This window comes from Methanothrix harundinacea 6Ac (assembly GCF_000235565.1).
Classification (GTDB): Archaea; Halobacteriota; Methanosarcinia; order Methanotrichales; family Methanotrichaceae; genus Methanocrinis; species Methanocrinis harundinaceus.
Genome location: NC_017527.1, coordinates 844921 through 870153 on the forward strand (window position 1 = coordinate 844921; position 25233 = coordinate 870153).

General features: G+C 56.1%; 23 protein-coding genes. 18 read left to right on the forward strand and 5 right to left on the reverse strand.

What is annotated here, in order from left to right:
- Positions 1-136 precede the first annotated feature (136 nt).
- The 8 genes from MHAR_RS04060 (at position 137) to MHAR_RS04095 (ending at position 10243) form a co-directional block, all read left to right on the forward strand.
- Entirely contained in the window at positions 137-1261 is a 1125-nt protein-coding gene (locus MHAR_RS04060; protein WP_014586345.1) for a 3-dehydroquinate synthase II, read from the forward strand.
- Positions 1262-1277: 16 nt separating this feature from the next.
- The gene (locus MHAR_RS04065; RefSeq protein ID WP_014586346.1) at positions 1278-2072 is read left to right on the forward strand and encodes a type I 3-dehydroquinate dehydratase; all 795 of its coding nucleotides are present in this window, start codon (positions 1278-1280) and stop codon (positions 2070-2072) included.
- A gap of 406 nt (positions 2073-2478) precedes the next feature.
- On the forward strand, positions 2479-4908 hold the full coding sequence (cdhA, locus tag MHAR_RS04070) for a CO dehydrogenase/acetyl-CoA synthase complex subunit alpha (RefSeq protein WP_014586347.1): 2430 nt from the start codon (positions 2479-2481) through the stop codon (positions 4906-4908).
- A 13-nt stretch (positions 4909-4921) separates the two neighbouring features.
- On the forward strand, positions 4922-5467 hold the full coding sequence (gene cdhB / locus MHAR_RS04075; protein WP_014586348.1) for a CO dehydrogenase/acetyl-CoA synthase complex subunit epsilon: 546 nt from the start codon (positions 4922-4924) through the stop codon (positions 5465-5467).
- Positions 5468-5974: 507 nt separating this feature from the next.
- Positions 5975-7381, forward strand: a complete 1407-nt coding sequence (gene cdhC, locus MHAR_RS04080; protein ID WP_048144339.1) for a CO dehydrogenase/CO-methylating acetyl-CoA synthase complex subunit beta — start codon at positions 5975-5977, stop codon at positions 7379-7381.
- Between the two features lie 45 nt (positions 7382-7426).
- Positions 7427-7621, forward strand: coding sequence for a hypothetical protein (locus MHAR_RS13635; RefSeq protein ID WP_048144340.1), 195 nt, complete (start codon positions 7427-7429; stop codon positions 7619-7621).
- Positions 7622-8112: 491 nt separating this feature from the next.
- Positions 8113-8865 carry a heterodisulfide reductase gene (locus tag MHAR_RS04090; protein WP_014586350.1) on the forward strand — a complete coding sequence of 251 codons (753 nt, stop codon included), beginning with the start codon at positions 8113-8115 and terminating at the stop codon, positions 8863-8865.
- A gap of 1 nt (position 8866) precedes the next feature.
- On the forward strand, positions 8867-10243 hold the full coding sequence (locus MHAR_RS04095; RefSeq protein ID WP_014586351.1) for a (Fe-S)-binding protein: 1377 nt from the start codon (positions 8867-8869) through the stop codon (positions 10241-10243).
- A gap of 186 nt (positions 10244-10429) precedes the next feature.
- Here MHAR_RS04095 and MHAR_RS04100 read toward each other — a convergent pair whose 3' ends face one another.
- From MHAR_RS04100 to MHAR_RS04110, 5 genes are all read right to left on the reverse strand, one after another.
- Positions 10430-11086, reverse strand: a complete 657-nt coding sequence (locus MHAR_RS04100) for a flavodoxin family protein (protein ID WP_014586352.1) — start codon at positions 11084-11086, stop codon at positions 10430-10432.
- 233 nt (positions 11087-11319) lie between these two features.
- On the reverse strand, positions 11320-11676 hold the full coding sequence (locus MHAR_RS13235; protein WP_143763276.1) for a hypothetical protein: 357 nt from the start codon (positions 11674-11676) through the stop codon (positions 11320-11322).
- A 283-nt stretch (positions 11677-11959) separates the two neighbouring features.
- Complete coding sequence (locus tag MHAR_RS13240) at positions 11960-12322, reverse strand: hypothetical protein (protein ID WP_143763277.1); 363 nt, start codon at positions 12320-12322, stop codon at positions 11960-11962.
- Positions 12323-12542: 220 nt separating this feature from the next.
- Positions 12543-12791, reverse strand: a complete 249-nt coding sequence (locus MHAR_RS04105; RefSeq protein WP_014586354.1) for a GlsB/YeaQ/YmgE family stress response membrane protein — start codon at positions 12789-12791, stop codon at positions 12543-12545.
- A gap of 480 nt (positions 12792-13271) precedes the next feature.
- Positions 13272-13628 carry a hypothetical protein gene (locus tag MHAR_RS04110; RefSeq protein WP_014586355.1) on the reverse strand — a complete coding sequence of 119 codons (357 nt, stop codon included), beginning with the start codon at positions 13626-13628 and terminating at the stop codon, positions 13272-13274.
- A gap of 181 nt (positions 13629-13809) precedes the next feature.
- Between MHAR_RS04110 and MHAR_RS12825 the strand changes: the two genes are divergently transcribed.
- From MHAR_RS12825 to MHAR_RS04160, 10 genes are all read left to right on the forward strand, one after another.
- Entirely contained in the window at positions 13810-14943 is a 1134-nt protein-coding gene (locus MHAR_RS12825) for an FmdE family protein (RefSeq protein WP_228369627.1), read from the forward strand.
- Entirely contained in the window at positions 14936-15535 is a 600-nt protein-coding gene (locus tag MHAR_RS04120; RefSeq protein ID WP_048144341.1) for a class I SAM-dependent methyltransferase, read from the forward strand. Before MHAR_RS12825 ends, MHAR_RS04120 begins: the two co-directional genes overlap by 8 nt.
- Positions 15536-15594: 59 nt before the next feature.
- Positions 15595-16194 carry a tRNA (N6-threonylcarbamoyladenosine(37)-N6)-methyltransferase TrmO gene (tsaA, locus tag MHAR_RS04125; protein WP_014586358.1) on the forward strand — a complete coding sequence of 200 codons (600 nt, stop codon included), beginning with the start codon at positions 15595-15597 and terminating at the stop codon, positions 16192-16194.
- Positions 16195-16257: 63 nt separating this feature from the next.
- On the forward strand, positions 16258-17808 hold the full coding sequence (locus MHAR_RS04130; protein ID WP_014586359.1) for an ABC transporter substrate-binding protein: 1551 nt from the start codon (positions 16258-16260) through the stop codon (positions 17806-17808).
- A 387-nt stretch (positions 17809-18195) separates the two neighbouring features.
- The gene (locus MHAR_RS04135; protein WP_394296391.1) at positions 18196-19335 is read left to right on the forward strand and encodes an ABC transporter substrate-binding protein; all 1140 of its coding nucleotides are present in this window, start codon (positions 18196-18198) and stop codon (positions 19333-19335) included.
- A 328-nt stretch (positions 19336-19663) separates the two neighbouring features.
- On the forward strand, positions 19664-20761 hold the full coding sequence (locus tag MHAR_RS04140; protein ID WP_014586361.1) for an ABC transporter substrate-binding protein: 1098 nt from the start codon (positions 19664-19666) through the stop codon (positions 20759-20761).
- A 95-nt stretch (positions 20762-20856) separates the two neighbouring features.
- A complete protein-coding gene (locus MHAR_RS04145) occupies positions 20857-21939 on the forward strand; it encodes a FecCD family ABC transporter permease (protein ID WP_014586362.1) in 1083 nt (360 codons plus the stop codon).
- A gap of 6 nt (positions 21940-21945) precedes the next feature.
- Positions 21946-22791 (forward strand): ABC transporter ATP-binding protein, encoded by an 846-nt coding sequence (locus MHAR_RS04150; protein ID WP_014586363.1) that lies wholly within the window; start codon positions 21946-21948, stop codon positions 22789-22791.
- Positions 22792-23045: 254 nt separating this feature from the next.
- Positions 23046-24227, forward strand: a complete 1182-nt coding sequence (locus tag MHAR_RS04155; RefSeq protein WP_014586364.1) for an ABC transporter substrate-binding protein — start codon at positions 23046-23048, stop codon at positions 24225-24227.
- 140 nt (positions 24228-24367) lie between these two features.
- Entirely contained in the window at positions 24368-25231 is an 864-nt protein-coding gene (locus MHAR_RS04160; RefSeq protein ID WP_014586365.1) for a class I SAM-dependent methyltransferase, read from the forward strand.
- Positions 25232-25233: the final 2 nt, after the last annotated feature.

Sequence of the window (25233 nt, forward strand, 5' to 3'; positions counted from 1 at the left end):
ATCATGGGGATACCCTCTAGTCTGAACCCCTTATTAAGTAGCACGGAAGAGCGCACCTTTCACATACTCCGGCGGCGGTCTGGATTCCGAAGGTATCCAAAAGAAATTAGTAACCTTAGCCCATACTCCGGCACCCATGAAAGAGAAGTGGATGATGGCCAGCGACGGCCCCTGGGAGGAGATGAAGCCCCGGATCACCACCGCCCTCGAGTCCGGATTCGACTGCGTGGTGGCGAGACAGGAGGACGTCGAGAGGATAAGAAGGCTCGGCGATATCAGGATCGGCTCCTTCGGCACCGAGAGGGGGGGCGAGGATATCCTCATCGTAGGCCGGGGCGGCGAGGGGGACGGGTCGGTCCCCCTCCCCGAGGATCTCGGCGCCTCTCTGGACATAAGCCTCGCCCGGGCCGCCGACGGGGTGGTGGCGGGCTACGTCGAGATCCGGGGGAAGAGGTACGAGGAGTTCGCGGTGGAGCTGGGCAAGAGCGTCGACTACCTGGTAGTCGTCGGCACCGACTGGAAGGTGATCCCCCTCGAGAACATGATCGCGGGCCTCCAGGGCGCGAAGGTGAAGATCATCAGCGGCGTCAAGACCGCCGAGGAGGCGGAGGTCGACTTCGCCACCCTGGAGAAGGGGGCCGACGGGATCCTCCTCGACACCTCGGACCTATCGGAGATCAAGAGGGTTCAGAAGCTGGCGGAGAAGGCGGGGATGGCGAGGCTGGACCTATCCATCGCCAGGATCACCACCGTCAGGCCCGTCGGGATGGGGGACCGGGTCTGCGTCGACACCTGCACCATGATGCGGCCAGGAGAGGGGATGCTCGTCGGCTCCCAGTCCAAGGCCGCCTTCCTCGTCCAGAGCGAGTCCGAGGAGAGCTCTTACGTCGCAGCCCGCCCCTTCCGGGTTAATGCGGGGGCGGTCCACGCCTACGTCAAGGTCGGTGAGAAGACCCGGTATCTATCGGAGCTGAAGGCCGGGGACGAGGTCACCATCGTCGACGCTGAGGGGGGGACGAAGACCGCCGTCGTCGGCAGGGTCAAGATCGAGAAGAGGCCTCTCATGCTCATTGAGGCGGAGGTGGATGGGGAAAAGATCAGCACCCTCCTCCAGAACGCTGAGACGATCAAGCTAGTCGGCAAAGGCGGCGGACCCAAGGCGGTGACGGACCTCCAGCCGGGGGACGAGGTCCTGGTCCACTTCGAGGGGAAGGCCCGCCACTTCGGGATGAGCATCGAGGAGAGCATCCTCGAGAGGTGAGGTCGGCAGAGCATCGATGATGCGGTTGAACGGAGGCTGGAAGATGGTAGCCGGGAGGGATGAGGTGAGGATCGGCGATATAGGTCATGAAGGGCGGGATCGGATCGAGCTTAGGCACCATCGGCGGCGGCTCGAAATCGGGGACCTGGAGATCGAGGTCCCGGCCGTCGTCGCCGTCCTCAGCGGTGAAGGCGCCGGCGGGGAGGCTTATATCGCGGAGGGGCTTGGGGCAGACCTGGTGGAGGTGAGGCTCGACCTCATCCCCGGGGACGGGATGAAGATCCTCCGGGAGGTCCGGCAGGCGACGACCCTCCCCATCATCGCCACAAACCGTTGGGCTGTGGAGGGGGGCGCCTTCCGGGGCGGGGAGGACGAGAGGATCGAGATCCTGGCGGAGGCTTCGGCCTGGGCGGACCTCGTCGACGTGGAGGTTATGGCCGAGGGGCGCGACCGCCTCCTGGAGATGGTGGATAGGCCGGCGATCCTATCCTACCACGACTTTTCTGGGGTGCCGGGGATCGAGGAGGCGGGGTCGATCCTCAGAGTGGCCTTCGAGGCGGGGGCCGGGATCGCCAAGCTCGCCCTCACCCCCGCCTCCCTGGAGGAGTGCCTGGCCCTTCTGAGCCTCCTCCTCTCCGCCCCAGGCCCCACCTCCCTCCTGGGGATGGGGGACGTAGGAAGGCACCTGCGGGCCCTGGCTCCAATATACGGCTCTGTCCTCACTTACGGATACATCACAGCTCCGGCGGCCCCAGGCCAGATCCCAGTGAAAGACCTGAGGGGGGTCCTCGACGTGCTGATGGGGCGGTAGGGTCGAGATTTTGGCGGAGCTGCCGTCCCGCGATGAGCTTTTTCCCCGTTGAAGTTGAAGGCGGGGGGAGGGTCCAACTGAGCCCTCCCGACCGCTGATCGATTAATGTAAAATATTTGCCCGAATTTTTCTCCAATTTCTCACCATATGGAGGGAGAATTTTAACATAATTTTGTCAAATATTAGTTTTCCATCCTATCTTCTATCTGGGGCATGGCGGAAAAAATTGTTCCATTTCTTTGTAAAATGATTCTTTTAAATTTGGTCTTTCAACCATTTGTAAATCCTATTTATTCGATTTAAATGTCAAATATACATCCACTTTATATGACATGATCCCACAAGGTTTATATCAAGCAATTAACCCACTATAGCGCGCGGATATTTGTCAGATAGAGGTGAAATGATGGATAAGATGGAAGGCAGTTTCTCCGTTGAGGACATGCAGAATGTCCAGATCAACATCGGCGCGGTAGTGAAGGAGGTGGAGGAGTGGGACCAGCCCATGGGACCGTTCCCGTACCCGAGCATCGCCACCCTTCGAGACTGGGACTTTAAGCTGATAAACAGGTACAGGGTGTTTTACTCGCCCATCTGTGACCGTTGCACCCTCTGTACCTACGGCCCCTGCGACCTGACGGGGGACAAGAGGGGCGCCTGCGGCCTGGACCAGGCGGCCCAGCAGGGGAGGATCGTCCTCCTCGCCGTTCTGATGGGCTGCACCGCCCACTGCGCCCACGGCCGACACCTCTACCACTGGACCCTGGAGAAGTTCGGAGACCTCCCCTTCAAGATGGGCGACGAGATCCTGGTGGACGCGCCTCTGACGAGGACGATCACCGGGACCAAGCCCAAGACCCTGAAGGAGTTCGGGCCGGTCCTCAGCTACGTCGAGGAGCAGGTGGCCCAGCTTCTCGCCTGCACCCACACCGGCCAGGAAGGAAACTACAGGGACTTCGAGTCGAAGGCCCTCCACGCCGGGATGCTCGACTCCCTCGGCAAAGAGGTCTCGGACATGATCCAGATCATCGCCTACGATATGCCCCGGGGTGACGAGGACGCTCCCCTGGTGGAGTGCGGGATGGGGACCCTCGACAAGGAGAAGGCGATCCTGATCACCTACGGCCACAACCTTGCGGGCTCTGCAGAGGCGATGTTCTACGCCGAGGATAACAAGCTCTGGGACAAGGTCGACATCGGCGGCGTATGCTGCACGGCCATCGACAACACCAGGATCGGCGAGGGCCTCGGCTACCCTGAGGAGATCAACACGAAGTACAGGATGGTCGGGACCAAGGCCAAGATCGCCGGAGCCATGGGCTGGTGGAGGAAGATGGTCGAGGCAGACGTCATGGACTGCGTCATGGTCGACGAGCAGTGCGTCTATACCAACGCCCTCCAGGAGTGCCAAGAGAAGAAGGTGCCCCTGATCGCCACCAACGAGAAGATCATGCTCGGCCTCCCCGACAGGACGAACGATCCCGTCGACGAGATCGTCGACGACCTGGTTAACTTCAGGATGCCGGGCGTCGCCATCATCGACCCGATCAAGGCCGGAGAGGTGGGCGTCAGGACCGCCATCGCCGTCAAGCCGAAGCGCGCCGATGAGAGGAAGAAGGCCTTCATCACCGAGGAGGAGTTCAAGAAGTACGCCGAGTCCTGTACCTACTGCCACTCATGCCAGTTCGTCTGTCCTCCCCACATCAAGATAGGCGACGTCGTCCAGGAGGCGGCGAAGGGCAACCTAGAGCCTCTCAGCTCGACCTACGAGATCTGCGTCGGCTGTCGAAGGTGCGAGCAGGCCTGTCCCCAGGATATACCGATCCTCAGCCTCTACGCCTACGCCAACCAGGAGTACATAAAGAACCAGAAGTTCAAGATGAGGGCCGGAAGGGGTCCAGTCAAGGACACGGAGATCAGGCGTGTGGGAGCGCCTCTGGTTCTGGGAACGATCCCCGGGGTCATCGCCATCATAGGATGTGCGAACTACCCGAACGGGACGAAGGAGTGCTACGACATCGCCCGGGAGTTTGTGGACAGAGGCTTCATCGTCACCACCACCGGCTGCATGGCGATGGACATGTCCCTCTACACCGACGCGGACGGCAAGACGATCTGGGAGCAGTTCCCCGGCGGCTTTGACGGCAGAAACATCTGCAACATAGGCAGCTGCGTCTCCAACGCCCACATCCACGGCGCTGCTATCAAGGTGGCTACCATCTTCGCCGGGAGGAACGAGCGGGCTAACTACGACGACATCGCCGACTATATCCTCTCCAAGGTGGGAGCCTGCGGCGTCGCCTGGGGAGCCATGTCTCAGAAGGCGGCCTCCATCGCCACCGGGTTCAACAGGCTCGGGGTCCCGGCCGTCGTCCAGCCCCACAGCGTCATGTACAGGAGAGCGTTCCTCGGCAGGACCGACAAGAAGGAGGACTGGGAGATCATCGACGCCCGTGACGGCTCGCGGGTATACTGCGAGCCCGCTCCGGAGCACATGCTCTACGTCGCCGAGTCGGTGGAAGAGTGCATGCTGATGATGGCCAAGCTCTGCTTCCGGCCGAGCGACAACAACTCGGGCAGGATGATCAAGCTGACCCACTACTGCGACATCAGCATGAAGTACTTCGGCTGCATGCCTCCAGACTGGCCGATCTACGTCCGCCACGCCTCGGACCTTCCCCTCAAGTGGAAGGAGGATATGCTCAAGGAGCTGGAGTCGAAGTACGGCTGGGAGATCGACTGGAAGAGGAAGGCGATAGTCAGCGGCCCGATCCGGAAGTCCGACGTCAGCTTCGACCCGACGAACATCGAGAGGAAGATCAGGGTGAAGAAGTGAGGAGGCGATAAAAATGGCAGTCGACACCACCAAGAACGCTGTACCCTTTGAGATGGCCCAGATCCCGGGGCCTGAGATGGCTAAGGCCTACAACACCGCGGTGATTGGGGCCATCATCAAGAAGGCGAAGAGGCCCCTCCTCGTGGTGGGGGCCGAGCTCTTCGAGGACCCCGTGATGTTCGATAAGGCGATCGCCATCGGGAAGACTGGAGTTCCCATTGCGGCCACCGCCCACTCCATCAAGGGCTTCGTCGAGCGGGGCTACACCGAGAACGTAACCATGATCGGCCTGCACCCCCTGACCAACTACCTCCGGTTCAAGGACTGGCAGGGGCTGGACGGGAAGGGCCAGTACGACGTGGTGATCTTCACGGGGATCTTCTACAAGTTCGCCAGCGCCATGTTCTCGACGCTGAAGAACTTCAACCGGGATATCAAGCGGGTCTCCATCGACCGGTACTACCACGTCAACGCCGACATGACCTTCGGAAACCTGGCCTTCGACCCGGAGAAGTACCACGAGGCTGTAGACGAGGTCATCGCAAAGCTGAAGGCGTGATCTCCCACCCCATTTTTTGGGGGATGATCCGACGCTTAGACCCAGCGGATCGATCAAAATCGAGATGATCGAGCTCATGAAACTCGGATGATCCGGGTTTGAGCTCTGTATGGCAGCGGAGGGGGGCGAAGATGGGCGGGGTCAAGGCCGGCGGTCCATCGCTGGGAGATCCCGCCCCAGAGCCTCGGCTCAAGTGGCCAGAACGATGGACCGATGATATGGAGGGTGATGGCTTGACCTCCTTTGCCCTCTGGTTTGCCTGCGGACTTCTGACAGGGCCACGAAAACGGGCGACGGATCTCTTGACCTCCTTCGTCCTCCCTCCGACTTCCATGCATCCAGATCGAGGCTTTGAAAGATCTCATCCTCTCAGGAGGGTACGAGCGGCTCTATTTTTCCTTAAAACGGTCCGTGAGAGGTTTCTAATCAGCGGAAATGGGCGTGAATGCCGCTTCGAAATATGCGAATTTTGTTCTGATCATGGAATCCCAGACGGGAGTTGTAGAAATGGCAGAAGAAATCGAACTGGACATGTCCCCCATGTACGAGGGGGAGCGGATCAGGAAAGGCGATATCTGGGTAGAGATGGGCGGTCCGAAGGCGAAGGCCTTCGAGCTCTCGGTCGCAGGGTCGATGAACGAGGTTCAGGACGGTAAGGTTACTGTGGTGGGCCCCGACATCAGCGCGATCCCCGAGGGTAGCACCATCCCCTTCGGCATGATCTTCAAGGTGGCCGGCGAGCTCATCGAGAAGGACTTGGAGTCGATCATAGAGCGGCGGAACCACGCTCTTCTCTCCTACGTCCACGGCCTGATGCACTTAAACCAGCGTGATGCGATCTGGATGAGAGCGGGCCTCGACCTGAAGAAGGCTGGAGTAACTTCCTTTGAGCAGGTCTTCAAGAACGTCATGAACCTCTACAAGGCTGAGATGCCCTTCATCGAGAAGATGGAGGTCACAGTCCTGACGGACCCCGCGGCCGTGGAGAAGGGTCTTGAGCAGGCCCACGCCGCCTACCACGCGAGGGACGAGCGGGCTAAGGGGCTCCACGACGAGGAGGTTGACGTCTTCTACGGCTGCACTCTCTGTCAGGCCTTCGCCCCGACGAGCGCCTGCTGCGTCACCCCCGACAGGCCATCGCTCTGCGGAGCCATCACCTGGTTCGACGGCCGTGCTGCGGCGAAGGTGGACCCCGAGGGCCCCCAGTTCGCGATCCCCAAGACCGGGGTCATCGACGAGATCGCCGGCGAGTACGAATCTGTGAACGAGATGGCAGGTTCGAGATCCGGCGGCGAGTATTCGAGGATGGCTCTGTACACCTTCTTCGACGCCCCCCACACTTCCTGCGGCTGCTTCGAGACGATCGGCTTCTACATGCCCGAGGTGGACGGGATCGGCGTCGTCGACCGTGACTTCAGGAACCCGACCCCGAACGGTCTTCCCTTCTCGACCATGGCCGGCCAGGCTGGCGGCGGCAAGCAGGTAGTCGGGTTCCTGGGCATGGGGATTCTCTACTACTTCTCGCCGAAGTTCCTCCAGGCTGATGGCGGCTGGAGACGTATCGTCTGGATGCCGAAGCAGCTCAAGGAGCGGGTGAAGGACGGTATCGACCCCGAGATGTTCAGTAAGATCGCGACCGAAGAGGACGCGCCAGACCTTGCTGCTCTGAAGGCCTTCCTTCTGAAGGTCGACCACCCCGTCGTCGACGGCGTCGAGCGGAAGGTCGACGGCAAGAAGGTCACCGAGGGCTGGAAGGTGGAGGACCCGTCGGAGTACGAGGAGCAGGTGATCGCCTTCATCGAGGAGACGGGCGGCGACATCGACGTCGATGCGATCAAGGCGAAGCTGAACATGAGCGAGGGCCAGTTCATGCAGGTGATCGAGTACCTGCAGAACGAGGGCATACTGGAGTAAGAATTTATAGTATCTCTGTATTTGAGGGTGTAGGAGGTTATAGGAATGGCCAAGAAACTGTCACTGAAGCTGAAGTCGAAGGAACCTGGAGCACCTGCCGCGGCGGCTCCGGCCGCAGCAGCAGCCCCGGCGGCAGGAGCTGCCCCCGCCTTTGCCATGTCGGCGGGCGGAGCGGGCGGGATCAAGCTGATCCTCAAGGACGCCAAGGTTACCATCGAGAAGGTGACGCTCGCCAAGTGAGCGTCCACCTCTTCTTCATTTATCCTCCCTTCCTCTCCTCCCGTTCTCTCTCCTCCACCTGGTCCTAAGCCCGGCAGTTCGTAGGGGAAACTCCGTCCATCTCCCGGGCAGCCTCTCCTTCTGGACGGCCTCTCTCACGATTTTCCCTACCTCCCCGGCCCCGGGGGCTTCAGGCCCCCCCGTGGCCCTCTCCTCGCTTCCTGGTCGGCGGGGCTGGCCGGAAGATCGGGGCCTTATTTTACCGCAGGCCTCTTAATTTTCCCACCTCCGGCGCTCCACGAGGATCGAGGAGACCCTCAAAGGATATGGAGGAGGGCCCTCCAGATCAGGCCGGTGGGGGGAAGGGGAGGTCCCAAGATCCGCCAGAATTATTATTCGATACCAAAAATGACCAGAAGGGAACGTTTAAGTATTAGTTTCTCAGGTAGGTTACTCTCAAATGAAAAGGATGGTTGGACGGAGTCGGCGTGGTTTAAAAAGGAGGATATAAGATGGCGTTTTACACCCTTGGTCTCACCTTCGGGATCGTGATAGCCCTTACCGTAGCAACCTTGGCAATCTGGATCTACGGCCTCTACTTCAACTTCAAAAAGTGGGGGATGGGGTCGACCGGTTATCAGGACGAGCTTCGAAACAGCTTCTGGCTATTTATTGCAACATGGATTCATCAGGCCTTCAAAGACGGCGTCTGGGTATTTGTCAAAACCCTCATCCTCGACGTCCTCCTTCTCAGGCGGACCCTGAGGAGGAGCCCCATCAGATGGGTGATGCACATGACCATATTCTACGGTTTTGTCGCCCTCGCCGCCATGTCTGGCTTCGCCCTCTTTATGGACATAATTGAGCACTTCAACCTCTTGGGGCTCGCCCACGAGGCTGAGATGGTGAAGGAAATGATGGCTCTCCCCTTCGACATCTTCGGCTACCTCCTCCTCTTCGGGGCGACGATAGGGGTCGCGAGGAGGATCTTCCTCCGAGAGGTGCGGTCCAGGACCTCGGCCTACGACGTGGTCCTCCTAGGCGGAGTATTTCTGATCACCATCACAGGCTTCTATGCCCAATGGATGCGGGGCAACTCCTTCCTCGTCGGAGACGTCTTCGCGTACCCGATATACGCTCCCCACTTCGCCCTAGTCCATACGATCCTGGCCTTGGCCCTCTTCGTAGTGATCCTTCCCTGGAGCAAGTACATGCACATAATAGCTGCACCGATGACGATTCTAGCAAACAGAGGAGGCGAGTAAGATGGCAGAAGCAGGAAAAGAGAAGAAGCCCCTCGTATCAGGATTCCTCATGTCCACCCAGCTGATGGAGCTGGACGGATGCACCCGATGCCAGGAGTGCATGAAGTGGTGTCCGACCTTCGACGTGAGGCAGGACCGCCCCGAGATCACCCCCATGTACAAGATCGCCAAGTTCAGGGAACTCCTGGGAAGCCAGCACGGCCTCCGGGCGAAGCTCTTCGGCCCCAAGCCCCTCAACGAGGATGAGATCAACAGGTTCACGGAAGATACCTACTACTGCACCACCTGTGGGGTCTGCGGCACCGTCTGCGAGTCCGGGATCAACACCGTCGAGCTCTGGGAGGCGATGAGGCCAAACCTCGTAGCTCGGGGGAACGGCCCCTACGGGAAGCAGTCCTTCTTCCCCGGCCTCCTCGGAAAGGACAGGAACCCCTTCCAGGCAAAGCAGGAGGAGCGGCTCTGCTGGGTTCCCAGTGATGCCACCGTTCTGGAGTCGTCGGAGATCGCCTACTTCGCCGGCTGCACCGCTGCCTATAGGCAGCAGGCCCTCGCCGTCGCCTCCGTCCGGCTGATGAACGCCCTGGAGATACCCTTCTGCATGCTCGGAAAGGACGAGTGGTGCTGCTCTTCGGCTCTGGTGAGGACGGGCCAGCGGAACATCATGAAAGAACATGCAGTCCACAACGTCGATGCTCTAAAGGATCGCGGGGTAAGGACGGTCCTATACGCTTGTGCGGGTTGTCAGAGAACCGCCACCATCGACTGGCCTAGGTGGTACGAGGGCTACATCCCCTACAAGAACATCCCCCTCTCCGTTTACCTGAGGGAGAAGATCAGGAGCGGCGAGGTGGAGTGGAAGCGGCCCCTCAACTTCAAGGTCACCTACCACGACCCCTGCCACAACGGTAGGCACCTGATGCACGTCAATGGGAGGGACGTGGCCTTTGAGGCCCCCAGGGACATCCTGAAGTCCATCCCCGGGGTTCAGTTCGAGGACATGGCCCGTTCCAGGGAGTTCCAGAGGTGCTGTGGCGCTGGCGGCGGCGTCAAGGCCGGGATCCCCGATCTCGCCCTCGACTGCGCCAAGGCGAGGATGGGCGACGCCCAGCTGATAGCAGCGGACGTGATCACCAGCACCTGTCCCTTCTGCAGGCGGAACATCATGGACGGGAGAGCAGCGATGGAAGGATGCGACGTCAAGGTCTTGGACGTAGTCGAGATGATGACTGCAGCCATGGGCTTGGACATCACGATCCCCGACAATCCCTACATGAAGTTCCAGGAGCAGGACGTTCTGGTATGCGATGAGGACGTCTGCAAGGTCGAGACGATCGAGAGGAAGGCTGAAGGGAAGGACCTAGTAGGAGAGGCCCACTGAGCCCTTGAGGATCAGGCCCGGGTATTTTCCGGCCCCGGGCCTTCAATTTCTCCTCTTTTTCATCTCCGGAAGGATCGTCTATCCATCCGTTGATCCCCTTAAACCTACAGATCGCCGTTTTTGCTCGTCCCTATCATGAAATAAAAAGATTAGAGGTATCTGCAGCGATCCTGGAGGGTCTGCCCATCAACCGATCCTCTTCCAGTGCTCGTGCTCGTGGGTCCAGAGGTCTTTATTCATCTCCACCAGTCTGCGGAAGTGTTCCCTCATCTCCCGGTGGACTTCCTCTTGCTCGGGATAGACCTTCTTCTCCCTGATCGCCTCGACGAGGGACTCTCCGAGAGCGAAGGCCTTCTCCTCCGCGGCCTCCATCTCCCCCGGTATCCGGGGCGAGGCTCCCGCCTCCCCGACGACGTTGGCCCCGAAGCCGATCAGGATCTTGTTCAGGTAGCCTGTCACCTCTCCCGAGGCGGGGCTTCCCGCGGTGGCCACCGAGCAGCCGTACTTGCCGGTGAGGAGCTGACAGTGGACGGCATCGGCCATCCTGTCCACCAGTGTCTTCATCTGGGCTGTGACGGTCTGGAAGTAGTTGGGCGATCCGAGGACCAGCCCGTCGCACCCCAGGATCTTCTGGTATAGCTCGTCGAAATCGTCGTCGTATACGCATCTGCCTGTAGCAAAGCAGGTGGCACAGGCGTTGCAGTACTTGATATCGAGCTTGCAGAGGTCGACCAGCTCCGTCTCCGCCCCTCCCTCTCGGGCTCCTTCCAGGACTGCCTTCACGAGCCTCAGGGTCTGGCTCTTGGAGCCCCGAGGGCTCGCATTTATGCCGATGATCTTCAAAACCCATTCACCTCAAGTCCGTCTTCTGAAGGAGGTTATCCTCCACCCCCATAGAAAAGTCTTCTCTCCGTCTCGTATTGGGTCTGGCTCAGGGGTCGTCACCGGATCGACCATCTCATCTCTCTTAAGAGGAGGGTTGGGGGGCTATGGGATGACGCCTCATATAAGCCAGCGGTTCTGCCTGGAAGGGAACCAAACTCCCCATCCCAGGTACGTTGATATCGACATCGTGTCTAACCCATCACCAACGAGTACCTCGTTCTATAGTAGTACCCGGTGGGATACCTGTAGTATGGGTAGTAGTAGCTGTACGGTGGAGAATACGAATAATAGTAGCTGCTCGGGTAGTAGTAGGTGTAATAGTACCCGCTCGGGTAGTAGTAGGCGTAGGGATAATAGGTGTAAGGATAATAGTCGTAGGGATAATAGGTGTAGCTGTAATAAGAGCTGTAATAAGAGTCCCAGGGAGAGAGCCAGTCGTGGGGAGGGGTATGATCTGGAGGAGCGATAGAGGATCTCGGACCTTCATCTCCCGGAGGATGGGCGGAAGCGGTGGCGCAGAGGAGCGCCAGGGCCACTATAGGTAGCATAATAATTGCCTTAATAACTAACACCCCAACTCTCTGAGGGGCGATCCGAGTATTAAAGCCTGTTGCTCCTGCTCGTCTCTTTTGGGAAGTTGGGCGGATCGGAAGATATCGGGATGGAGTTAGATACGTTCAGGGGGCGCCTCAGAGCCTGATCTGGATAATCCTTGGCGTACGGTCAGAAGGGCATGGGGGGCGACGGCTCCCTTCCCCAGGCCAGGAGGGCGGATTGGGAGGAGCCTACGTTCGTCATCGATGGCAGCGAGAGATCTTCCTCGGCGGGTCCTCAACCTATGACCAAAGGATAACCGGCCCTGCCATAGAAGTACCCCGTGGGGTACCTGTAGTAGCTGTACGGAAAGTAGTACCAGGTGTAATAGCGGCCCATCGGGTATGGATAGGTATAATAATAACCCGCCGGCCTGGAGTGCGCGAAGCAGGATCTTTTATGGTAGCAGTAATCGTAGGGGCAGTTGGCTTGGCTGGAGAACGACTTATAGTTCGAGGGAGACAACCAGCCCTTCGGTGGCTCCTTTTTATACAGAGACTCGGTCCCATCCCCCGACCCCCCGCAACATGGAGAATCTGCGGCTCCAGTGGTGCAGAGGAGCCCCAGGGCCAACAGTGGAAGTAAGATCATAGCCTTCATAGCTAACACCCCAGAATTTAGGGGCGATCAAAGTATTAAAGTCTGTTGCTCCTGCTAGGCTCTTTTAGTAAGTTGCCGGCATCGGGTCGGGGGCAGGGCCAACGGCTGAGGTCCTCCAGAGGAAGCCCCCCCAATTGACCATTTTTCCTCAGATCGGATAGAGGATCGGGCCACGCCCTTGGCGCTTCCTCGATCTTCCATGCCATGAACGATAACGGCATCATCCGATCTTCTTCAGGTACCTCGTCAGGTATATGAACGCCACCGCGCCGACGGTGGCTGCTATGATCGATCCCACAAAGCCGTGGGCAGAGAGGCCCACCAGCCCGAAGAGAAAACCGCCAACGAAGGCTCCGATGACCCCCATCACCATGTTCCCTACAAGGCCGAAACCCTTCCCTCGTGTGATGCGGCCTGCCAACCAGCCTGCGATGATCCCAATGATCAGAAACCAGAGCCAACTGAACATATTCAGATCCTCCTGCCTGATTTAGGATCTAAAAGGAGCTCTGGGGTTAAAGACTTTTGGTAACTGATCAAATTCAGGTGAATACCGATGCACCATTTAAAGAGAAGGACTCTTCCATTCAATTCCACAGTAGGCCAGGAGAACAGCCCCTGGGCGACCGATCGGGAATGAGGAGGCCCCAGGGGTCCACCACCTCTTTCCCGGCTCTCCGGCGATAGGGAGTTATGCAATGTACGCATTTAGCTCGCCAGAGAGCTCTCGGGGCGGCGGGTCCCCCAAAACATCCTTGAAGCTGGGTAGATCTTCCCGCCCCGGGCCCCATGCGCTTTGCAGCGATGATGGTGACGGAAGGGTTGAGGTTAACGATCAGCCGCGGATTTCAGGGCCGGGGCAGGAAGTCGGATCTACGGTTATCAGTCATTGAGTATTAACTTATCGATCAAAAAAACGTATCTACTAATATTATAAAGAATTTTTTTGTTACAACGCCCGAGATCGGGGTGATGGGGAGGAGGTGCGAGCCGGTCTGGAGCCGATACCGCACGTCACCATGAACTCGGACATGTCATGGAGCATCCCCGGGTCGTTTGTCGGCACCCCCGGCGGGATGGTGATCCCCCGGAAGAACCTCTTTCGGGAGAAGCCTTCGGCCTGGCCCGTCCTCGCGTTAATCTCCTCGGCTACATAGCCGTTGGTCGTTCCGGCGATGATGACGACGGTTCCAGATTTCAGGGCAGCTTCGACGGCTGGATGGATCGTCAGGGCTTTTCCGATCAGATGCTTTAGCGTTGCTGGGGGGCGGACGAATGATCTGATGGGCCGCGTATTTGCTACCATGGGCGAATATCTCTCTGTTCTGACAGCTGCGACGGACGGGATCATCGAGGGGTGCAGTCGAACGAGTTGGCGTAAGCAAAATACGAGATTAGAACATACGAATGGCGAATATCAATCCAAAAAGTATATGTATCTGCACCGATATGTCGATGCCGATATAATGGCGGCGGGTATCTTGAAGATGATGACGCTTCACTTCATGAAAGAGGGTGAAGTATCAGGCTATGACATAATGAAGAAGGTGGAGTCTCTCACCGGAGAAAAGCCCAGCACGGGGTCGGTCTATCCGCTATTGAAGAAGATGGAACGTGAGGGCTGGATCTCCGGCAGGACCAAAGACGGAAAGACCTGCTATAGTTTGACCGAGGTCGGGAAAGAGCATGTAGCCCAGATAAAAGAGGCAAAATGCGGCTTCATCAAGAACATCTATCAGTCGATAGCCCTGGCCAACGAGACCTTCGATGACGCTGAATTACAAGCCCTCATGGAAGACATGCACAACCTTCACAGGGGCTTTCATCCTCCCGATGGGCAGGGGAGGACAGGGTCCGTCTCCTCAAACTCCGATATTGACGCTCTGGAGAAGGCGAGAATAGAGCGTCTGAAATTGAATCCGAGAGAGGAGTTCGTTCAGGCGGTACTTGATAACGATCTCGCCCGCTGTCTTTTGAAGACCGCAGAGATCCACGGCCACTTCTGCCCCGGAAGCGCCCTCGGCGTCATGGCCTCGGCGTACGGCCTCAACCGGCTGGGGATGGAGTCAATATCCTCTGACGGATTGGAGAACCTCATGGCCGTCGTCGAGATCAACGCCTGCTTCGCCGATGGGGTTCAGGCGGTCTCGGGCTGCACTTTGGGGAACAACGCCCTGGTCTATCGGGATCTGGGGCGGCTCGCGGTGACCTTCGCCGTCCGGGGAAGGGATACGGGGGTGCGGGTCCGGGTCCTGCCCGACTTCCGCGAGAAGGTGGCCGAAGCGGCTCCGGAGTTCTATCCCCTCATGGAGAAGGTCATCAAGGACCGGGCAGGGGACAAAAAAGATGCTGCATCCTTCAGAGAGACGGGCCGGGAGGCGGCCTTCGCCCTTATCGAGCTTCCCTTCGAGGAGCTCTTCGCCATCGAGACGGTCCGCCCAGATCTGCCGGATTACGCGCCAATAACCGAGAGTGTAATCTGCCCAGGCTGCGGTGAGATGATCATGGCCACAAAAGTCATCGCCGAAGGGGATGGTCGTGGCCTCTGTTTTTCTTGCGCGGGTGGGGAATATCGCCAGGTTGAGGGCCGGGGTATCGTCGGAAGGTGTTACTATGACTGACAATGATCGGCGGTGTTGTCAAGAACCTGGACAGAAGGGACAGAGGCGAGGTAAAAGCAGCTTCTGGATGCAGGACCCTGAGCTCGTCTTCGGCGCTCTTTCGCTGGAAGAGGGGGACAGTTTCCTCGATATGGGTTGCGGCCCGGGAGATTACTCGATGAGAGCTTCCGAGATCGTCGGGGATTCGGGTGCGGTCTATTCTCTGGATCGATGGCAGGACGTCATCGACGATCTGGCTGAAAAGGCCCGTTCTCGGGGATTTCGGAATATCAGGGCTGTTGTCTCTGATATCTCCGAGCATCTTCCTGTCGATGATGAATCTGTGGATCTCTGCTTCATCTCCACCGTCCTCCACTCCCTCGATCTAGCCGATGTTGAGACGTCTCTATTCGGCGAGATTCGCCGGGTTTTGAAGCCCGGCGGCCGTGTGGCGATCATCGAATGCAAAAAAGAAGAGCAACAATTTGGCCCTCCGATGTCCATGCGCCTTTCGCCGGAAGAGATCCAGGGTTCAATAATTCGATATGGGTTTGAGACGATGGATCTTGTCGACCTCGGTTACAACTATATGATAACATTCGTTAAAACTTAATTGGATAGTTTTGGCGATTTCTATGCGCAGAACCACCTGTAATCCTTTGTCCAAAAGGAGTGACAAAATTGAGAGAAGATGACGACTTACGCGACGAAGAACAAACCGGCTTCATAAAGCCGACCGATATGACGCTGCGACCAGTGGGTTTAATCAAAAACAGGATCGATGAGCTTTCCCTGGTGGCAGGAGGCGCGGGCCTGGAGATGCGAGGAGAACTCGACGCCACCATGGAGCAAGTTCGTGAAGTGCGCCAGGCGATCTCAGAGATCGTCATCGACGAAACTCTGACTGGGATCCTCGACGGCATCGAAGAGTACTCTCATCTGGTGGTCTTGTACTGGGCGCATAAAGTGCCAGAAGAGGGCCGCTCCCTGGTCAAGGTCCACCCCATGGGGAGAAAGGATATCCCCGAGGTGGGCATCTTCTCTACCTGCAGCCCCGCCAGGCCAAACCCAGTGCTTACGACCGTCGTCCGGCTCTGCGGACTAAGAGGTAACGTGCTGGAGGTGGCAGGCCTTGACGCCGTCGACGGAAGCCCTGTTGTCGATATCAAGCCTTACGTCAAAGACTCTTATCCCAAAGATGGGGTTACGGTTCCCGATTGGATGGAACGGCTCCAGAATGAAGTGCGTGGACGAGGGCGCAGGGATGGTTAAACGCCATTTGATTTTCTTGTCATAAGGGCTTCACTATCGACTAAGGATAACGGAGAAATCTGCATGAAAGGGAAGTTATCGATGGGATCGGCTATCGGGCTGCTCCTGGCGGCAGGATTGCTGATCATGACGGCCCTCAGCGGTGCAGCAGCCGCGGAGGAAGATGTAGAGGTATACACTATGGGAGATGCCACCGGCGACTGGGGCTATCCCTCTCCTTACGCCCACTACGTGAGGGGGCCGGGGATCGTCCGGATGACCTTCATCTTCGATACCCTGGTCTGGAAGAACGATACAGGCCGCGTTCCAGCCCTGGCGGAGAGCTGGGAGATGGAGGGGGACGACGTCTTCCTCTTCCGCCTGCGAGAGGGGGTCACCTGGCACGACGGTGAGCCCTTCGGCGCCGATGACGTAGTCTTCACCGTGGAATACAACAAAGAGCATCCCTATCCGTTGGTGGACAACGGGATCATAGACCGCGCGGAGAAGGTGGACGACTATAAGGTGAGGATTTACCTCTCCGAGCCCTATGCTCCTTTCCTCGATCAGGTGGCTGGGACCCTGCCCATCCTCCCCGAGCACATATGGAAAGACGTCTCCGACCCGACCAGCTTCCTTGAGGATGAGGCCCTGATCGGGACCGGCCCCTACACCCTGGCGGATTACGACAAAGTCCAGGGGACCTACCAGTACAGGGCTTACGACGATTACTATCTGGGCGCCCCTCGGGTCAAGGAGATCCGATACGTCAAGATATCGTCAGCCATTGCCGCTGCATCCTTGATGCAGGGAGACGTCGAAGCTGTGGATATCCAGCCGGGGATGATAGATCAGCTGAGCGGGTTTGAGATCCTCGAAATGCCGGAGCACGCCTCCGTCTACAAGCTGATGATCAACCACCAGAAGGAGCCGATGTCGGACAAGAGGTTCAGGCAGGCCCTCGCCTACGCCATCGATCGGGACGAACTGGTGGAGATCGTGGTCCAGGGTTATGGCCTTGCCGGAAGTCCTGGGTTCATACCCCCCGACAACGACTGGTACAACCCCGAGATGGAGGGGCTTTACCCCCACGACCCCGCCAGGGCAGAGGAGCTTCTCGAGGATATGGGATATGGCGGGGAGACGGTCGAGCTTCTCATCAACGGTGGCGACACCAGGGCCGGGAGGATCGGCGAGCTGATAAAAGAGGACTTGGAAGCGGTCGGGATCGGCGTAGATCTGAGGGCCATGGACTCGAAGACGATCGACTCCAAGGTCCAGGGATGGGAGTTCGATCTGACGGTTAACTCTCATGGCGGCCTCATCGGCGATCCCAGCATCCTGGCCCTTCTCACCACCAGCTGGGAGCACTTCAACAGCGCCCGATACCAGGAGAGCGACGAGCTGGCCGATCTTCTGGAGGCGCAGGTCAGGGAGATGGACGAGGACGAACGGGGCGAGCTGATCGATCGGGCCCAGGCGTTACATGCTGAGGAGGTTCCCACGTTGGCGCTCTTCTATCCCGACTCCTTTGTCGCTCACGATGGCGTGGTGGACCTCTACTACACCTGGAACGGGATAACCTTGGGGACTCCCACCGCCCTCGGAAACAAGCTGGCCTTCGTCGGAGTCTAGAACTCGGCAAATGGGTATCACTGACGAAGAGAAGGAGAAGCTGAGGGTGTGACTCGACGTCGCACCCTTCTCCATTTTTTGGCCGCCGTTGTCATCCATCCGGCATTCTCATGTAAAACCATGTGAGATAAATAACTTGGGCTGCCATCATCCGGCTTAAGTAAAACCAAGGATATCTGATTTAGTAATACCTATTTTCTATCAAGACAAAAGTTTTATTAATTACCTTCTCTATCTTATGATCAAAAATCAGGCACCCGTGGTTAAAATCCGCTGAGCAGGAAATTACGGAGGCTGTGATTAGATGAACCTGATGATAAGAGCATCATCGTTCAATCACATAAAGGTGGTATTAAAATGAATAAATGCGCTAGAGTGCTATTTTCTGTGCTCCTATTGCTGACGTTTGCCGTCCTAACGGTAGAGCCGATCGGAGCAGAGGAGTTCAAAACCGTCACGGACATGCGCGGCGTTGAGGTATCGATCCCAGAAGATCCCCAGAGGGTCGTAGCCATCAGCCGCTCCCTCATCGACACTACGATGTACATATTCGGAGTGGAGGATAAGCTCGTAGGCGGAAGCGTTTGGAAACGAAACGACGGATATGAAGACTACACCTGGGGGAGTGAGACGTACCACGTATGCCCCTGGATCTCCTTTGTGCTCAACCCCAACTATAGGAACCTCACCAACGTAGGCGGATTCGGCGGCCCTTACGGGACGGTGAACGTGGAGACGATCGCGTCTTTAGAGCCCGACCTTCTCATACTGAGAGACCTCGGGAACGATGACGAGGCCGTCCAGAAGTTCCTGGAGTCCATGGAACAGCTGAACATCCCCACGGTCGTCCTGAAGTACCCCGACTGTTACGACGATATCGACGTCAGCACCATCTACGAGGAGGTCAGGCTTCTCGGAGAGGTCTTCGACCGACAGGAAGAGGCGGAGAGGATCGTCGATCATATGGATGCGCAGGTGCAGCTGATCCGGGAGAGGACGGCGGATGTTGATGAAGATGAGACGCCTCGCGTCCTGTACTTCGGCGCTCCGAGCCAGGCTGCTGACAGCGGCGGCGTAGGCTACGCCTTCGGCACCGAAACCATCGAGTCGATTTTCCTTGAGGATATCGTCAACGCCAAGAACGCCTACGATGGCACGGGGACCGACATCATATCGACGGAACACCTATTGGCTCTGGACCCGGACGTCATAATCCTCTCGACCTACTCCGGCTACCACCCGCCAAGGGAGATGTACGAGGCCGAAAGATTCGGGAAGGTTCAGGACCTGAGGGCCCTCAAAGAGGGGAAGGTCTACTCCCTATCCGCCACCCCATGCAAATCTGAACGGCTGGAGTTTCCGATAAATCTGATGATCGAGGCGAAGGCGATATATCCGGAACGGTTTGAGGACATCGACCTCGACGAGTGGATAAGAGACTACTTCATGGGACTGTACAACGTCGATGAGGAGAAAGCAGAAGAGCTGATGGATTCGCTCCTTCTCCGATATCTGGAGATAATTTGATGGGATTTTTTAGGTTAGGATAGTATAATCCTAATTACTAATTTTTTACCAAGTACTCACGGATTTATTTATAGCAGACGGTCACAATTTAAGTCTGATAATCTACTTAATTTTCATATTTAATCTGAATTTTATTGATCAAAATCATTATATATGTGATTAATAATCACTAAATTAGCAATAAACTGGATGGATTGATTGGATGTGCGAATGGCAAGGATCAGATAAGCGAAAGTTACGCAGACTTGGAAGCTGGAATTCATATCTGCAAAGAGCCTGGGCTGGCATTAGATTGCGATCATCTCTTGCTACGGTGGCATGTATCCTGATGCTATCCTTTGCAGTAATGCCCGCGAATGCGGAATATTGTGAAATAGTAGACATGATGGACAGAACCGTAAACGTCGACAGACCTATTGACAAAGTAGTTACCGCGGGTTATGGATTCATTCCTTGTGCCATGGCAGCACTTGGGGTGGGGGATAGGATTGTCGGTACGGGTGGGGCCATTTCGGCATTAACAAATGAAACGATAGCTACATACCTCGTTCCACAGATCAAGGAACTCCCGGATCTAGGTAGGGGTTACAATCTCAACTTTGAATCTGCAGCTGCACTAGATCCTGATGTCATAATATTGGAGAGAGATGGAGCAGGACAGGGGACTGGCTTGACAGAATACGACAAACTCATCGAGAAGCTAGAGCTTTTTGAAGATAGTTTTCCAACAGTTGTTTTAAATAATCCCGCCTGCTACGCACCGCCAGATGTGAGTTCCATCTACCGAGAGATCGGTATTTTGGGGGAACTATTCGATATGGAGGATAGGGCAACTGAGATTGTGGATCATCTTGAGGCAGAGGTGCAACTCATAAGAGACAGGACGGCAGATATAGACGACGAAGAGAAACCTAGGGTTTTGTATATGGGTCTTATGGGCGGAGTTGATTCTGGAAAAGGAGCCGTAGCTCTCGCACTTCCAGATTATGATTGTGGAACATTATATCCTGACATCACCAAAATAAAAAATGCCTATACAGAAGAATCTAGAGGCTACCTTTCTACAGAGCAGATATTGGCAGTAGATCCAGACTTGATAATTCTAGTTCGAAGTCCCGGTGGATACGAAGTACGACAGCTGTATGAGGAAGATTATTATACCGGTCTTAGCGAACTGAGGGCTATAAAAGAAAGGCGAGTATATTCTACAGGCCAATTTCAGCTACACAGAAATTTAGCAGGTTTGGATTATCCCATCGAGATGATGATCGAGGCCAAAGCTGCATATCCTGCACGATTCGAGGATGTCAAGGTTGGCGAATCGCTGACAAAGCACTATAGAGCGCTTTACGGCCTGAACGATGAAGAAATCGATGAACTCAAGTCCATTATGGGGCTGAGCTGGATGGACGATGCAGGATTTTGAACTAAATCCTACAAAAATTTTTTATATTTTTGAGGAGTGGACATGTATCTCAAGCAGCTAACCGGGATTGAAGGTGTCTTGAAGGTGAATATATCATGGCTGAAGAGTTGAAACGCCTCAGCATCCTGGAGCGGCTGGGATATGAGCGGATCGAGGGCTTTTCGGACGAGCGAAAGGTCGGCGTTCTAATATCGCTATTGTCTTTGATGATAGTCACAGCAGCCATCGCCATATCCCGTGGGGTCTATGAGATCTCGGTGGTCGACGTATACACCATCACTCTGGCCCATCTGTCACCTATCGTTGACGTATCCACCGTCAACAAGCTTCAAAACACCATCGTATGGGATCTGAGGATTCCGAGGATACTGTTAGCGATCACTGTCGGGGTTGCCCTCGCCACATCCGGAGCCGTCTTTCAGGGCTGTTTCAGAAACCCTCTGGTCGAGCCCTACATACTAGGCGTATCATCGGGGGCGGCCTTCGGCGCATCCCTTGGCATCGTATATCCCCAGTTCTTCCTCTCGATCCAGGTCTCTGCTTTCATATTCGGATCGGTGGCGGTGGCCCTCGCCTATCTTCTGGCACGGACGAGAGACGAAACGCCCATAGTCACCTTGATTTTGGCAGGAGTGATCATCGGCTCGGTCTTCTCGGCTCTCGTATCCATTTTGAAGTACATCTCCAATGACAGCGCCCTTAGAGAGATCGTCTTCTGGCTGATGGGAGGATTTTACTACGCCTCATGGAAGGACGTGGCTCTCGTATCGCCGGTAGTCATCGCCTCGTTTCTGGTTCTCTGGTTTTTTGGCTGGAAGCTTAACATCCTCTCCATGGGGGACGAAGAGGCTAGGACCCTCGGCGTAAACCCCGAGAAGTACAAGTTTCTCTTGATCTCTATTGCTACCCTCATCACGTCCCTTGCGGTCTCCACGGTGGGGATCATCGCCTGGGTGGGGCTGATGATGCCCCACGCAGCGAGGCTGATACTGGGCCCGGATCATAGGTTTGTCATTCCGGCAGCGGCGATGCTCGGCGGGACGTACCTCATCGTCTGTGATACCCTGGCGAGAACCCTGACGTCGGCGGAGATTCCTGTGGGGATCATCACGTCGATCCTGGGAGCTCCTTACCTATTCTACCTTCTGAGAACGAGGGGTCGAGCCATATTCGGGTGATCTATCATGCTCCAAGTGAACGACTTGTATTTTAACTATGGAAAGAAGGCCGTCTTTGAAGGGGTCTCCTTCGACGTCGATGAGGGGGAGCTCTGCGGCCTCTTCGGCCCGAACGGCTGCGGAAAGACTACGCTCTTCAAGTGCTGCCTCAAATTTCTGAAGTACCATCGGGGCTCGGTGGTCATGAACGGGATCGACATCACCGACCATCGGATCGAGAATATGGCGCGACTTGTCGCCTACGTCCCCCAGGAGCATAAGCCACCATTTCCCTATCTAGTCAAGGAGGTGGTGCTGATGGGAAGGACTCCCCATCTCCGGGGCGTCTTTGGGATCAGCCGGAAGGACAAGGAAAGAGCTCTGACCGCCCTCGAAACCCTCGACATCGCCCACCTTGCAGACCAGCCCTACAACCAGCTCTCGGGAGGCCAGCGCCAGATGGTGCTGATGGCGAGGGCGATCGCTCAGGATACGAAGATCATGTTCTTGGACGAGCCGACATCGGCCCTCGATTTCAGCAATCAGATCAGGATCTGGAATATAATGCGACGGGTGGCAGAGGAAGGGGTCACCATCCTGGCCTGCAGCCACGATCCCAACCACGTATCCTGGTTCTGCAACAAGGTGGTGGTGATGAACAGGAACGGGATAGTAGCCGAGGGCGCGCCTCATCATGTAATAACGGAGCCGGTCCTGGACGAGATCTACGAAGGGATATGCTCAGTTCGGAGCGTTGGGGGCACCAGGATGGTGATGCCGAGGAAGGTGGCGGAGAGGGAGTATGGTGAGATATCTTTAGAGAACCTACGAGGAATACGACGCGCCTCAACTGTTGAGATGAAGCGCCTATGAGGTCGATAGATCTGATAGATTGATCAGAAATCTGAACGGATTCAATGAAATATTTACATAAACATATGAATGCCAGCATCGAATGTGAAGGGCGGTCAGTATCAGGCTGAGGCCTACGATCAGAGGTCGAAGTTGAAAGTCAGCCTGTCGCAGATGGTAGAAAAAATAACTAATGTAACGATCTGGTATCAATCTCTATTAATGATGATTTGGTGGGATAAACGCCACCAAGAAAAGCAAATGAGGATACGAATATGAATCGTTTGAGATGTTGTATTCTTGTAGTCGCATGCGTCGCGCTCATTTTAGGAGCAGGATGTGCGGACGGGTATAGAACCATAGTCGACAGCAGAGGGGTCGCCGTCCAGGTGCCGCTGGAGATCGAGCGCGTGGTCACCATCAGCGATGGTCTGGTGGAAGGGGTAATGACCAGCTTGGGCGTAGAGGAGAAATTGGTGGGTTTGGGAACCGATTGTCTTCCCAAGCTGTGGGAGTGGGAATATCCCACAGTGTATGGGAAAAATTACACATTGGAGGGGATGAACACCGTAAATTATCTGAATCCGTGGATTCGCGATCTTCCATTGGTCGCCTCATACGGCATGCCGCCTAACTACGAAATGCTGGTCAGCCTGGATCCGGACTTGGTCATCATCAGGGGTGGAGACTGTACCTTTTGGACGGACGAAGATGGCATGCAACAGGCCATCAATACGATAGATTCCCTTGGTATCCCTCTCATCGTAACGTATGGACCAAACACCTACGATGAACCGAACATGTCAATTATCTCCGAAGAGATTCGAATCATTGGTCAGATATTCGGCATAGAGGAGGAGGCTATCGAGCTTGCAGATTACCTGGAGAGAGAAGTAGAATTCGTGAGAGAGCGGACGGAGGACATACCAGATGACGAAAAACCGCGCGTTTTATTATTCGGCCTATCGCCGCGATCCAGAGATGGTGGGGGAGCTGGAGATATTGAAGGCATCGACACCATTGAATCGTTCTTCTTAGAGGAGATAGTCAACGCCAAAAACGCCTTTCAGGAGCCGGCCCATTTCAGGTTGGTTAGTGCCGAGCACGTCTTGGCACTGGATCCTGATGTGATCGTTCTGCCAACAGATTGGGGATATCACCCCCCACGAGAGCTTTACGAAGCGCCTTACTATCAGAACCTGCAGGAGCTGACAGCAGTCAAGAATAGACGAGTAATTGCTCTTCCATGGTTGCCCTGCAACTGTGACAAGCGTCTTGAGTATCCGATAGAGGTGATGGTGATGGCCAAGGCTGCCTATCCTGAGCGCTTCGAGGATGTCAATCTTGCAGAATGGCTGCTGGAATTCTACATGAACGTTTACGATGTCGATCGGGAGACTGCAGAAGGGTTGCGCACAGCCCAGCTGATGGACTGGACTCTCGGAGACGGCAGCTGATTCAACCCATCTATTTTTTTCAACGATGGAGATGAGAATTTGGAGTCTTTGAGATCGAGAGGCTGGGTAGTCGTGATATCACGCCAGTATTTAGCCTTCAACGCGGGATACACCGCGTCAGTTGGGGTGGAGGGAATCCGATGGCGACATATCCGATAGAATGGTCAGAGGTCTGGATTGACCAGATGAAACGGCACAACGAGATGAACGGCGGCATGGACTGTGCAGCTTACTGGGACAGCGAGGAGGAGGCCAGAAATTACTGGAGGATGATAGAGCGTGACGGCGGAGAGTATGTAAAGGTCCTGCTAGACAAAATCACAATCAAATCCACATATAGAGTTCTGGATATAGGTGCAGGGCCCGGAACCCTGGCGATCCCCTTCTCCAAGGTGACCGCCCATGTAACCGCCGTCGAGCCCAGCGCCTCCATGGCCAGGGTGCTCCAGGAGAACCTCGAAGAGCGCAGGATCGGAAACGTCGACTGCATTCAGAAGAGATGGGAAGAGGTGGATGTCGAGAGGGATCTAAAACCTCCTTACGACCTAGTCGTCGCTTCTTTCTCCCTGGGGATGACCGATATCAAAGCGGCTGTCCAGAAGATGACCAAGGTTTCGTCAGGGTTTGTGTACCTGGCCTGGTTTGCAGGTGATACCTCCTGGGACGTTCAAGCCCGGGAAGTGTCTGCCCTTCTATTCGGTGATGTTGAATACCATCCGATGCCGAAGTCGGACGTGCTATTCAACGTCCTCTACCAGATGGGCGTCTACCCCAACATTCGGGTCTTTCCTCTCAAGATGTGTCATCGTTTTCCCTCCCTGGACGACGCTTTGAATTATTTTGGCGGCCAGTACCGGGTCGAAACCGACGATCAGATGGCAAAGCTGAGCGGCTACCTGTCGCAGGTCGTCGAAGAGGATGGCGAATCCTGGGTGCTGAAGTATGATTTCTTAAACATGATGGTTTGGTGGAATAATAACCACCGGGAAACGCAAGGAGGATAAGA